The sequence below is a fragment of the Rhizobium sp. P44RR-XXIV genome, assembly GCF_001999485.2.
In the GTDB taxonomy this organism is placed as follows: Bacteria; Pseudomonadota; Alphaproteobacteria; order Rhizobiales; family Rhizobiaceae; genus Rhizobium.
Genome location: NZ_MPVZ02000028.1, coordinates 1,338,517 through 1,350,578, shown reverse-complemented (window position 1 = coordinate 1,350,578; position 12,062 = coordinate 1,338,517). Strand labels below are relative to the sequence as shown.

Here is a 12,062-nt window from a genome sequence, read left to right as displayed (position 1 = left end):
TCCGAAAACCGTTTCACACTTTTCGGGATCATGCCTAACGCCCAGCCGCACGCCTTTCAGCGTGGAGACCGAGCATATACATCGCCACCGTTGCCCCTGCAATGGCGGTGATATCGGCATGATCATAGGCTGGTGACACTTCAACGACATCGGCGCCCCGGATATCCAGTTGATGCAGCCTTTGCAGCACCGAAAGGATCTTCGCGCTGGAGGGGCCGCCGGCTACCGGCGTTCCCGTACCCGGTGCATAGGCCGGATCCAGGCAATCGATATCGAAGGTAAGATAGGCGGGCGAGCCCTTGGTGTGGGAGATGATCATCGAGGCAATCTCGGCGGCACTCATTTCCTCGACCTGATGGCCATAGAGAATATGGATGCCGAAATCATCGGGCGCATGGGTGCGGATGCCGATCTGAAGGGAGCGGTCGGGATCGATCAGCCCTTCACGCACGGCGCGGGCGACGAAGGAGCCGTGATCGAGGCGCCGGCCGTCGTCGAACCAGGTGTCCTGATGCGCATCGAATTGCACCAAGGCGAGGGGGCCATGCTTGGCGGCATGCGCCTTCAGCAGTGGCCATGTGATGAAATGGTCGCCGCCGAGCGTCAGCATGAATGCGCCGCCGTCGAGGATCGCGGTTGCCTGTCGCTCGATTGCGGCGGGCGTTTCCTGATGATTGCCGTAATCGAGCAGGCAGTCGCCATAGTCGATGACGGATAGCTCGGCGAAGAGATCGCGATTGAAGGGATATTGCGGATCATTGTCGAAGATCGCCGAGGCGCGGCGGATTGCCTGCGGCCCGAATCTCGTTCCCGGCCGGTTGGAGGTCGCCGCATCGAAGGGGATGCCCCACACCACGGCATCGACGCCCTCAAGCGATTTGGTAAAGCGCCGGCGCATGAAGGAGAGCGCGCCGGCAAAGGTCGGGTCGCTGGCGGCCGAGGTCAGGCTGGTCGCGGTGAAGGCGTGGTCAATCGACGTGCTCGGCAAGGGCCTCTCCTTTGCTCGCATGGAAATCATAGGCCCGTTCTACCTTGGCTATGCGAACCTTATATTGCTCGTACCAGCGCTCACGGCCCAGTTTCTGCGCGCCCAGATGCGACACCACGTTCTTCCAGGCGAGAATGCTCTTCTCGTCCCGCCAGAAGGATATGGTGATGCCGAAGCCATCGGCGCCGCGCGCGCTCTCAAGCCCGAGACAGCCGTCCTGTGCCAGCGCCAGCGTTTCCATGCGTTCGCCCATGGCTCCATAGCCATTGTCTCCCTCGGTGCGGATGGAGGAGAAGGAAACGATGTAGTAGGGCGGCTCGGGTGTGTTTGCAAAATGCGATGATCTGTCTGTGCTCATGGCGTGCCTCTTCGGGCGAACGGGAATCGCGGGTTTGATGTGAATCGTAAGGGAATGGGCCTCGATGGATTATTTGCCCGATCTCGCGGTGCATTGATATTCCTTTTTCACGCAGGCGATCTGCGGCGTGGAGCATTGGGCCAAGCCGTCTGTGACAACACAGTAGGAACAGCTGTCGGTGAAAGCCTGGCAATCCGTGTTCGCCTGCAGAAAGTCCCGCATGCTCTGCATCTCCACCGCCTTCTCCGGAGGCGGTGGCACGGTATCGTCGCAAAGGGCCGGCGACATGCCGGCCATTACAAACAAGATGGGCAAAGCGAATCTGAGCATGTGCATCCCTCACTTAGAAGGCCCGAGCCTGCATCAAAAGCATGACTGTCTTCGACAGATATGCACTTTTGCCGTGCAAGTGTAAAAAGAAAAAGGCCGGGCAAACCCCGGCCTTTCCAAATCCGATCCCGGCTAATGACTTGGTGCCGGTTTTTGGGCGGTTCTAGCTTCTCCTCTGCAGGCGCGAAAGGGCAAACAGCGTCACAAGAGCCATGGCGCAGCAATAGCCGGCTAGCGGCCATGCCGTATCTCCTCGGAGGAAGACGACGAACAAGGTGCCGACAAGACTGACGATCAGGCTTTGCACACAGGAATAGAGCGCCACTGCTGTCCCCGCCGTATTGCCGAAGGCTTGAAGTGCGCCATTTGCCGTGACCGCTGTCGTAAAGACGATGCCGATGGCAATGATCCACATCGGCAGAACGAAGCTGACAAACGACGGAACCAGAAGCAGTTCTCCTGCCGCAAGCAGCAAAGCTCCGGCGAGCAGCAGCATCATCCCCCTGGCAAGACTGCCGGCCAAACCCCACCGTTTGACAAAGCCTCCGGCAAAACGCGCCGTGACGATCATCACCACCGCCGCGGTCGCGAAGGCAAGGCTGAAGGAGAGGCTGGAGAAACCGGCCCGGTCGATCAGCACGCGCGGCGCGGTCGAGAAGAAGACGAAGAAGGCGCCCATGGCCGCGCTGAAGCCGATCGTGTAGGTCCAGAAGGAAATGTCCTTCAGGATCGGGCGAAATGCCGTCCTTTGCTTCGACTCGACGATCGGCCGGGTTTCGGGCCATCGCAGGATGGCATGGAGGATAGCCAGTAGCGTCAGGATGCCGAGAAGCAGGAATATGACACGCCATCCGAAGTGATCCGCGATCAATGCGCCGAGGATCGGGCCGAGAGCCGGCACGAAAGAGAGCATGGCACCCAGCAGGCTGTAGATCACGGCGCTTTCCGGGCGTTCGGCATAGACATCCCGCACCGTTGCAAAGGTTGCAACCAGCGCCGCAGAGGCGCCCAACGCCTGCAGCAGGCGCAAGACGACGAAGAGGCTGGCAGAGGACGTTCCCGCGAGCAGGAAGGATGCAGCAGCAAACAGCAGCGCACCGCCGATGAGCACGGGCCGACGTCCGACAATGTCGGAAAGTGGCCCAAAGACGATCTGGCCCGCGCCGAGCATGAGCATGTAGAGGCTGAGGGTCAGCTGGATGACGGCCGGTGACGTATCGAGCGCACGCGGCATGATCGGAACGGCCGGGAGGTAGATATCCATTGCGAGGGACGCAAGAATATCGAAAGGCGCCATCAGCAGCAGCGCTGCCGGCAGGCGATAGTTCCACGTTTGGATTTTTGAAGGCATGAGTAGACACCCGCTCAAATAACTGGATTTGGCGGCAGCCTGTCTTTCATCATGGTCAGATTGGCTGTGACAGACGCCGCAACAACAAAAAAGCTGCTGCGGCCTATTTGTCTGCGGACTTGGTGCTTCCCATCGTCTGGTCCTGTCTGCGGCTTCGGCTATTGCGAGGCGTTGCGCTTATCTACCAGCAGCGTCCGAATGCGGCAATGCGCAAAAGAAAAAGGCCGGGTTTGCACCCGGCCTTTCCAAAATCCGATCTCGGATAAGCGATTAACGCTTCGAGAACTGGAACGAACGACGTGCCTTCGCACGGCCGTACTTCTTACGCTCGACGACGCGGCTGTCGCGGGTCAGGAAGCCACCCTTCTTCAGGACCGAGCGCAGGCCCGGTTCGAAGTAGGTGAGGGCCTTGGACAGGCCGTGACGAACGGCACCGGCCTGACCGGAAAGACCACCACCGGCAACGGTAGCGACGATATCGAACTGGCCATCACGGGCAGCAGCGAAGATCGGCTGACGCAGGATCATCTGCAGGACCGGACGGGCGAAATAGTCCGTGTAGTCCTTTTCATTGACGATGATCTTGCCGGAGCCGGCCTTGAGCCATACGCGGGCAACAGCATTCTTGCGCTTGCCGGTTGCGTAGGAACGGCCAAGCGAGTCGACCTTGCGGACGTGAACCGGAGCAGCAGCTTCCGATGCCGTGCCGAGATCCTTCAGGGAAGAGAGATCAGCCATTATCAGGCGCTCCTTACATTCTTCTTGTTCAGCTTGGCGACGTCGAGAACGACGGGCTGCTGGGCTTCATGGGGATGGTTCGAGCCGGCGTAGACGCGCAGGTTCTTCATCTGGCGACGGCCGAGCGGGCCGCGCGGAACCATGCGTTCGACAGCCTTTTCGACAACGCGCTCCGGGAAGCGGCCTTCGATGATCTGACGAGCGGTACGCTCCTTGATGCCGCCGGCATAACCGGTGTGCCAGTAGTAAACCTTGTCTTCGTACTTCTTGCCGGTAAGGACGACCTTGTCGGCATTGATGACGATGACATTGTCGCCGTCGTCGACGTGCGGCGTAAAGGTAGCCTTATGCTTGCCACGCAGACGCATTGCGATGATAGAAGCGAGACGACCAACAACGAGCCCTTCGGCGTCGATGAGGATCCACTTCTTCTCCACCTCTGCAGGCTTCTGGGAGAAGGTTGCCATGTTGCATACTCTCTTTATAGGACCCTTGGCCCGAAGGCGCTTGGGCGTTTCTTGTTGCTTGATTTGGCTTGCTTTATGCCGGCCAAAAAGAAAGCGGCCCGGAAAGGCTGCAATCTGCGGCGGCTTATAGAGTGAACCGATATCGGCGTCAATATAGCTGAATTTTGCAATCTCAAAAATTTGTCAATAAAATCAATGTGTTGTTTATATGGTATAATTATACCACACATTTAAACCGTCAACCCAGCCGCAAAACCAGGACGCCAGCGGCGATAATCGCGCCGGCAACGTAGCGCCAAATGCTCGATCGCTCCTTCAAGACGAGGACTGATATGACCAGCGCGAAGAGGATCGACGTCTCACGCAGGGCCGCGACCATGGCGACAGGCGCCTTGGTCATTGCCCATAAGGCCAGCCCGTAGGAGACGATCGAGCCGCCGCCGCCGATAAGCCCACGCCACCAATTATAGCGGATGTGAGCGGCTACGGCATTGATGCCACGCTGCGAGATCGCCCATATGAATAACAGAACCGGCGGCAGGAGCGACATCCACAGCGTATAGGAGATCGAGTTGCCGGATATCCGTGCGCCGATGCCGTCGACATAGGTATAGGTCGCGATGACAATGGCATTGGCAAGCGCCAGCAGGATAGCCCGGCGACTGCCTTTCCGGGCTTCGAAAGCAAGCGTCAAGATACCGGCGCAGATCGTCATCGTGCCGATCAGCGCGCCGCCCGACAGTGATTCCTTGAGGATGAAGCTGCTTGTGGAAACGATGATCAGGGGTGCCACACCGCGCATCAGCGGGTAGACGAGGCCGATGTCGCCCGCACGATAGGCGGCCGCGACGAGCTGGAAATAGGCAAATTGCAGAATGGCCGAGGCGCCGATAAACGGCCAGGCCGCGGAAGCCGGCATGGGCAGGAATGGCAGCAGGGGCAGGGCTGCAACAGCGCCTCCGGCCGAGACCAGTGCGGCATCGAGCGATTTGTCGGTGCCGGCCTTGATGATCGCATTCCATGTCGCATGCAGCAGGGCGCCGAAAAGGACAAGGGCGATGACGTCGAGTGACACGAAAACCTCGGAAATTGGCTAGGAGACACAAAAGCTTGGTAATTTGTGGGAGTTTGGCTTTCATATGCTCCGCAATCCATCAGAAAGCAACGAAATATGCTGTCTTATGAGACTTGTCCTGCAAGGGAATATTTGGGACACGGGCTTGAATGGAGGCGTTCGCTTTAGGTTCCGATCGCGCCTCCTGATATTATGTATTACTAATTTATTGGAGTATGAATCGCGAACAAACATCGCATGTGATGTGAACGCATGGGTAGAATTAACTCATTATGGTGCAGTTGGTACTGCCGTCCGATGCGGCCATAGAATAAAAACGCCTGCGAGAAGTTGTTGAGTTGAAATGATCCTCTATTTTCTCGTTATGATTGATTTTGAGTTAAATACAGTGGAAAATTTTGCAAATAATGTAAACTATTACAGATTACAGATTACCGATTATCGTTACGTCAATGCCGTGCACTAGCTTTTCGGTGACGGTTTTAAGTATAAAACTGAAATACACCTATAAAAATTGGTGTAAAGCGGCCTAAAACCAAAAAATATTCTGTGGGAAATTTGTGACTGTGCACATAAAGCTGCGTTCGCAATCGGTTCTCATTTCAGCCGCCATTTTATTAGTAATAACTAATTGGCATGCGAATGAATGGAGAACAAAGATTGCATTTCACGAGAACGCATTTGAGCCGCATCTGGGAAACCTATGAAAGCGCTTTGACAGCTACCCCGCGCCTAGGTCCACGACAACCTCTGCATGGTCGCTGCGTCGGCAGCGCTCCATGCCCAGAACAATCAGTGGTCGTAAGCGACTGTATGCGCCGCGCCCGAAGTAACACCTAGCGCATCACAATCACCGCCGGAAAATCAAATCATCGTCATCAAGGTCGGTTGTCGGCCGGCATATGTAGACGGGGCAGGAGGCCCGGTCTTTTGTGGGCAGATAATCCTGATCGGCATAATAGCCGATGTCGCACGCGCCGCTGTCTGCGACATAGCGGTCATAGAGTGTCATGTTGGGCGTTCTTTTGGACGGGTAGCGCATGATCACGGCCCGTTCGCGATTGATAGTCGCCTTGGCCTCGGCGCAGGTCATCGACATGGAGTTGTAACGGGAAATCGCCAGAGCCGGCGTCGCGGCTACCGTAATCAGTAGGCCCAGGAGAACGATCTTTTTCATGGGGTTAATCCTCCCTGAAGTTGTTATAATGCAATATATACGTAGAGGCTGCGGCTGCGGTTTCTATGTTTGCGGCAGAAACGCAAGTTCGATCGAGTAGGGAGGCTTCGTGATGAACCACGACACTTATGACGATTCCTATATTGCCGATATCCTTCTTTCAGTCAGGACCATCGCGGTCCTCGGCGCTTCACCCAATCCCGCGCGGCCAAGCAACGGCGTGATGGCCTATCTGCTCAACAAGGGCTATCGCGTCATTCCTGTTAATCCCGGCCAGGCCGGCAAGGAAATCCTCGGGCAATGGGTCTATGCGCATTTGGCCGATATTCCCGAGCCGGTGGATATGGTCGATGTCTTTCGTGCGCCCGAATATCTGCGGTCGGTCGTCGAGGAGACCATCATGGTCGATCCCCGTCCGCCGGTGATCTGGGGTCAGCTCGGCGTGCGTGACGATGCGGCGGCGGCAAGAGCCGAGGCTGCAGGCGTCAGGGTCATCATGGACCGTTGCCCGGCCATCGAATATCCGCGTCTGGTTGCCTGATCCGAGATGGCGCCGGCCGTGGACAATCGGCCGTTTATCGCGCGATCTCTCTGAAATATGGCAAGTTTTTTCCGCGAGCCGAAGAGCACGGCAAAGTTCGCGGTTAACTTTCATGTTCCGACCGCTATGATCTTGCCACGACAAAGACAATCTGGCGGGAGGAAAGATCATGCCGACGAACAACCCTGGTTTCGATACGCTGGCAATCCATGCGGGCGCGCAACCGGATCCCACCACCGGGGCCCGCGCGACGCCGATCTATCAGACGACATCCTTCGTTTTCCAGGATGCGGATCATGCTGCAGCACTCTTCGGACTGCAGCAGTTCGGCAATATCTATACCCGCATCATGAACCCGACCCAGGCTGTGCTTGAGGAGCGGGTGGCGACCCTTGAAGGAGGAACGGCAGCGCTTGCCGTAGCATCTGGTCATGCGGCCCAGCTGCTCGTCTTCCACACCATCATGCGGCCGGGCGATAATTTCGTCGCCGCCAAGCGACTTTATGGCGGCTCCGTCAATCAGTTCGGCCAATCCTTTAAGAACTTCGATTGGCGGGTCCGCTGGGCTGATTCGGCCGATCCGTCGAGCTTCGAAGCGCAGATCGACGATCGCACCCGTGGCATCTTCATCGAGAGCCTCGCCAACCCCGGCGGCACTTTTGTCGATATTGCAGCAATCGCTGCCGTTGCCCACAAGCACGGCCTGCCGCTGATCGTCGACAATACCCTGGCGAGCCCCTATCTGATCCGGCCGCTGGAGCACGGCGCCGATATTGTCGTGCACTCGCTGACGAAATTCCTCGGCGGCCACGGCAATTCCATGGGTGGCATCATCATCGATGGCGGTACATTTGATTGGTCGGCTTCGGGCAACTACCCCATGCTGTCAGAGCCAAGGCCGGAATATAATGGTGTCGTGCTGCACGCGACCTTTGGCAACTTCGCTTTCGCCATCGCCTGCCGCGTTCTCGGCCTGCGCGATCTGGGGCCGGCAATTTCACCGTTTAACGCTTTCCTGATCCTGACCGGCATCGAGACGTTGCCGCTACGCATACAGCGCCATTCCGACAATGCGATCGCCGTGGCGCGCTGGCTGAAGGGGCAAGAGAAAGTGGCGTGGGTCAACTATGCCGGCCTCGAAGATGACCCAAACCACGCATTGCAGCAGCGCTACTCCCCCAAGGGAGCAGGGTCGGTCTTCACCTTCGGGCTGAAAGGCGGCTACGAGGCGGGCAAGGGTCTGGTGGAGGGGCTGGAACTCTTCTCCCATCTCGCCAATATCGGTGACACCAAGTCCCTGGTCATCCATCCCGCATCGACGACGCACAAGCAGCTGACCGACGAGCAGAAGGTCGCTGCCGGTGCCGGGCCCGATGTGGTGCGCCTGTCCGTCGGCATCGAGGACGTCAAGGATATCATCGCCGATCTGGAGCAGGCGCTGGCGAAGGTGTGATGCGGCGGGTGGCAAAGCGTTAAAACCCGCCGCGTGTCGCCAAGTCAGATTGAATTCAGGGAAACTCGCTGCTCGAGTTTGGCGGCGGTTTCCCTTCGCTCGCTGTAGCGATCGGTGAGATATGACGAGGCGTCGCGGGTGATGATGGTGAACTTTACCAGCTCTTCACAGACGTCGACGACCCTATCGTAGAAAGCCGACGGCTTCATACGGCCGTCAGCATCGAATTCCTGATAGGCCTTGGCCACCGAGGACTGATTGGGGATGGTGATCATCCGCATCCAGCGGCCAAGCACACGCATCTGGTTCAGTGCGTTGAAGGACTGGCTGCCGCCCGACACCTCCATGACGGCCAGGGTCTTTCCCTGCGTTGGGCGGACGGAACCGATGGAGAGCGGAATCCAGTCGATCTGCGCTTTCATGATGCCCGTCATGGCTCCATGGCGCTCCGGACTGACCCATACCTGACCTTCGGACCATTCGGAAAGCTCGCGAAGTTCCTTCACCTTCGGATGGCTCGCCGGCGCCTCGTCGGGGAGGGGCAGGCCCTTGGGATCGAACATCCTGACCTCGCACCCAAGGCGTTCCAACAGGCGGCGGGCCTCATGGGCGAGTAGACGGCTATAGGAGACCTCGCGCAAGGAACCATAGAGGATTAGAATTCGCGGTCTATGCGTCGAGAATGCCGGTCGAAGGGCATCGAGATCCGGCTGATGCAGGTGCCGGGCGTCCAGGGCGGGGAATGTCTCAGACAATGCGCTTGCCTTTCTCATCGAGGACCTTCTCGCCGTCTTCCTTGATGAATTCACCCTTATGGGTGTCCGGAAGTATATCGAGTACGAGTTCGGATGGCCGGCTCAACCGTGTTCCGAGTGGACTAACCACGAAAGGGCGGTTGATGAGGATGGGGTCCTTGAGCATGGCATCGATCAATTGCTCGTCCGTCAGGGTCGGGTCGTCGAGGCCAAGTTCAGCATAGGGTGTTCCCTTCTCGCGGATCGTCTGGCGGACGGTAAGGCCTGCGTCGGAGATCAGTTTGGTCAGTTGTTCCCGCGATGGCGGCGTCTTCAGATACTCGATCACTGTGGGTTCGATCCCGGCGTTCCGGATCATCTCCAGTGTGTTTCGGGAGGTCCCGCAGGCGGGATTGTGGTAGATGGTGACGTTCATGATGACGTCCTTTCGCTGACTGTATTTTTGATGACTGCGGGGCTGGCCTCGTACCAGCCTTTGGAACGGTTCACGATCCAGACGACCGAGAGCATCACGGGAACCTCGATGAGGACGCCGACGACGGTCGCAAGCGCTGCGCCCGACTGAAAGCCGAACAAGCTGATCGCTGCCGCCACTGCGAGCTCGAAAAAGTTGCTGGCACCAATCAGGGCCGACGGACCGGCCACGCAGTGCTGCTCTCCGGACATGCGGTTCAGCAAATAGGCGAGCCCTGAATTGAAATAGACCTGGATCAGGATCGGAACGGCCAGTAGCGCGATGATCGTCGGTTGCGCGATAATCTGCTCTCCCTGGAAGCCGAACAGAAGAACGAGAGTTGCCAGCAATGCCAGGAGGGATAGCGGTTGCAGCTTTGCCAGGAGGGCGTCCAGCGCGCGAGTCGCCCCCTCGGTTGTCAGATATCTGCGGATAATCTGCGAGATCGCCACGGGAATGAGAATGTAGAGCGCCACCGAGATCATCAATGTATCCCAGGGAACGGTAATGGCGGATAGCCCAAGCAGCAATCCCACGATCGGCGCAAAGGCCACGATCATGATTGCGTCGTTCAGCGCCACTTGGGAAAGTGTGAAGTGAGGCTCGCCTCTGGTCAGATTGCTCCAGACGAAAACCATGGCCGTACAAGGTGCCGCGGCAAGGATGATCAGCCCCGCGACGTAGGAATCGATCTGATCTGCCGGGAGGAAGGGGTGGAATAGCCAGCCGACGAACAGCCAGCCCAGCAGAGCCATCGAAAACGGCTTGACGGCCCAGTTGATGAACAGCGTAACAGCGATCCCGCGCCAATAGCTTCCGACCTTTGCAAGTGAACCGAAATCGATCTTCAGCAACATCGGAATGACCATCAGCCAGATGAGGATGGCCACGGGAATATTGACCTTGGCAGCTTCGGCTGCGCCGATGGCATGGAATACACCGGGCACTAGGTGGCCAAGAGCGATGCCGGCAACAATGCACAAAAAGACCCAGACGGTCAGATATCTCTCGAAAGTGGACATCAGCCTGCCTTCTCGGATTTGACCGATGCACCTTCAAGGGCGCTGATCTGCCGAAGCTTGTGTTCCTGCGCTATGCGACTGCCGCCCGCCTTGCTCAGCATCGACCCGGCGAGAATAGAGCGTGCGGAATTGCCCGTGCACAAGAAGAGCGCGTTGTAGGTCCTGGCGGTCATGGTCATGTTCCGTGGTTAGGTCGGAGGTCGAATGGTCGCCGGCGGGCAGCATGGCGTGAGATCGGCGATCAAGGGCGCGCACAATTCCGCATTTCCCCCGCAGCAGTCCTTAAGAAGGAACAGCGTCAGTGCCCGAAAGCCTTCGAGATCAGCGCGGTATATAATGGAGCGGCTCCGGCGTTCGCTTCGCACGATGCCGGCTCGAGACAGGGTTCCCAGATGCGCGGACATCGTGTTCTGCGGGACATCAAGCATTCGGGCCAGTTCGCCCGCCGGGATTCCATCCGGCTCTGATTTGACCAGCAGGCGAAAGGTTTCGAGCCTTGTCGTCTGCGCCAGGGCGGCCAGCGCCGCAATTGCATCTGTTGATTCCATATATCCAGAATAATGGATATATAGATCTTGTCAACTGGAGAGCCGTGACTGCCTCCTGCATTTGATTATCTTCAAGACCGAAGCGGCCTGGCCGCGTCGCGGTATTCGTCTGGCTCACCTGTTTCGAGGCGCCGCAATCCGGCAAAGGGCTGAAAAAGCCGATGGGCTATCTTTGACGGCCTGTCGTTTCGTGCTTGTCTCGATCCGGCAGCTACGAGAAAAGCAATGCAGGCGAGCAATGAGGAGGCATTCATGACGACATATCTGCGACTGGATATCGATGGCGTCGAACCGGAAGCGGGAACGCCTGCCGCAGATCGGCTCGTTTCGGGGGCTCCCGCGTTTCGCACTTGGAACCTCGAAGAGGCCGATGGCGGTCTTTATGCAGGCATATGGGAGGCGACGCCGGGCAAATGGAAGATCATCTACGACGAGTGGGAATACTTCCATATCCTCTCGGGCTACTCAATCGTGACGGCAGACGACGGCGAGACTTTTCATCTGCGCACAGGCGACCGTCTCATCTTGAAGCCGGGCTTCAAGGGGACATGGGAAGTCATTGAAACGACTCGCAAGGATTATGTGATCCGACTTTGAAAAGTTTGTTGAATCAAAACATGAAGTTCGATGTTGCGAATTGCCCGAAGCGGCCCATTCCATGGGGTTCCGCATCGGCCGCGATGATTGCCGCAGGTTGTGTCACCGCCGCTTCATTAAACTGTCATCAAACTGAAACAATGCGGCATTAGAGCCATCACTGTCGCTAGGAGATTGAGGTGGGGTTCTTAACCGATGGGATACTCCG

14 protein-coding genes and 1 pseudogene are annotated in these 12,062 nt (G+C 57.7%); 3 read left to right on the top strand and 12 right to left on the bottom strand.

Features of this window, described 5'->3' with window-relative positions; translation table 11 throughout:
* Nucleotides 1-34 precede the first annotated feature (34 nt).
* The 7 genes from speB to BSK43_RS23725 all read right to left on the bottom strand — a co-directional run bounded on the left by speB (nucleotide 35) and on the right by BSK43_RS23725 (nucleotide 6,484).
* On the bottom strand, nucleotides 35-988 hold the full coding sequence (speB, locus tag BSK43_RS23760; RefSeq protein WP_077470091.1) for an agmatinase: 954 nt from the start codon (nucleotides 986-988) through the stop codon (nucleotides 35-37).
* On the bottom strand, nucleotides 969-1,346 hold the full coding sequence (locus tag BSK43_RS23755) for an antibiotic biosynthesis monooxygenase (RefSeq protein WP_077470092.1): 378 nt from the start codon (nucleotides 1,344-1,346) through the stop codon (nucleotides 969-971). Before BSK43_RS23755 ends, speB begins: the two co-directional genes overlap by 20 nt.
* Nucleotides 1,347-1,839: 493 nt before the next feature.
* The gene (cml, locus tag BSK43_RS23745; RefSeq protein ID WP_077470094.1) at nucleotides 1,840-3,027 is read right to left on the bottom strand and encodes a CmlA/FloR family chloramphenicol efflux MFS transporter; all 1,188 of its coding nucleotides are present in this window, start codon (nucleotides 3,025-3,027) and stop codon (nucleotides 1,840-1,842) included.
* Between the two features lie 270 nt (nucleotides 3,028-3,297).
* Nucleotides 3,298-3,765, bottom strand: coding sequence for a 30S ribosomal protein S9 (gene rpsI, locus BSK43_RS23740; protein WP_068385833.1), 468 nt, complete (start codon nucleotides 3,763-3,765; stop codon nucleotides 3,298-3,300).
* Between the two features lie 2 nt (nucleotides 3,766-3,767).
* Nucleotides 3,768-4,232, bottom strand: coding sequence for a 50S ribosomal protein L13 (gene rplM, locus BSK43_RS23735; RefSeq protein WP_068385834.1), 465 nt, complete (start codon nucleotides 4,230-4,232; stop codon nucleotides 3,768-3,770).
* Nucleotides 4,233-4,470: 238 nt separating this feature from the next.
* Entirely contained in the window at nucleotides 4,471-5,307 is an 837-nt protein-coding gene (locus tag BSK43_RS23730) for an EamA family transporter (RefSeq protein ID WP_077470095.1), read from the bottom strand.
* An 850-nt stretch (nucleotides 5,308-6,157) separates the two neighbouring features.
* The gene (locus tag BSK43_RS23725; RefSeq protein WP_077470096.1) at nucleotides 6,158-6,484 is read right to left on the bottom strand and encodes a hypothetical protein; all 327 of its coding nucleotides are present in this window, start codon (nucleotides 6,482-6,484) and stop codon (nucleotides 6,158-6,160) included.
* A 112-nt stretch (nucleotides 6,485-6,596) separates the two neighbouring features.
* On the opposite strand from BSK43_RS23725, the gene BSK43_RS23720 reads away from it, so the two are divergent.
* Together BSK43_RS23720 and BSK43_RS23715 are read left to right on the top strand one after the other, a co-directional pair.
* Entirely contained in the window at nucleotides 6,597-7,025 is a 429-nt protein-coding gene (locus BSK43_RS23720; RefSeq protein WP_077470097.1) for a CoA-binding protein, read from the top strand.
* 169 nt (nucleotides 7,026-7,194) lie between these two features.
* Nucleotides 7,195-8,478 carry an O-acetylhomoserine aminocarboxypropyltransferase gene (locus tag BSK43_RS23715; RefSeq protein ID WP_077470098.1) on the top strand — a complete coding sequence of 428 codons (1,284 nt, stop codon included), beginning with the start codon at nucleotides 7,195-7,197 and terminating at the stop codon, nucleotides 8,476-8,478.
* Nucleotides 8,479-8,522: 44 nt separating this feature from the next.
* On the opposite strand, the gene arsH is transcribed toward BSK43_RS23715, so the two are convergent.
* The 5 genes and pseudogenes from arsH to BSK43_RS23690 form a co-directional block, all read right to left on the bottom strand.
* Nucleotides 8,523-9,251, bottom strand: a complete 729-nt coding sequence (gene arsH, locus BSK43_RS23710; protein WP_077470099.1) for an arsenical resistance protein ArsH — start codon at nucleotides 9,249-9,251, stop codon at nucleotides 8,523-8,525.
* A complete protein-coding gene (gene arsC / locus BSK43_RS23705) occupies nucleotides 9,226-9,648 on the bottom strand; it encodes an arsenate reductase (glutaredoxin) (protein WP_077470100.1) in 423 nt (140 codons plus the stop codon). Before arsC ends, arsH begins: the two co-directional genes overlap by 26 nt.
* On the bottom strand, nucleotides 9,645-10,709 hold the full coding sequence (gene arsB / locus BSK43_RS23700) for an ACR3 family arsenite efflux transporter (RefSeq protein WP_077470101.1): 1,065 nt from the start codon (nucleotides 10,707-10,709) through the stop codon (nucleotides 9,645-9,647). The genes arsC and arsB overlap by 4 nt, the downstream gene beginning before the upstream one ends.
* 74 nt (nucleotides 10,710-10,783) lie before the next feature.
* Nucleotides 10,784-10,882 (bottom strand): annotated as a pseudogene (locus BSK43_RS23695) (arsenate reductase ArsC); the annotation flags it as partial.
* Nucleotides 10,883-10,897: 15 nt separating this feature from the next.
* Complete coding sequence (locus BSK43_RS23690; protein WP_077470102.1) at nucleotides 10,898-11,257, bottom strand: metalloregulator ArsR/SmtB family transcription factor; 360 nt, start codon at nucleotides 11,255-11,257, stop codon at nucleotides 10,898-10,900.
* 252 nt (nucleotides 11,258-11,509) lie between these two features.
* On the opposite strand from BSK43_RS23690, the gene BSK43_RS23685 reads away from it, so the two are divergent.
* Nucleotides 11,510-11,854: a cupin domain-containing protein gene (locus BSK43_RS23685; RefSeq protein WP_077470149.1), complete on the top strand. Its 345-nt coding sequence runs from the start codon at nucleotides 11,510-11,512 to the stop codon at nucleotides 11,852-11,854.
* Nucleotides 11,855-12,062: the final 208 nt, after the last annotated feature.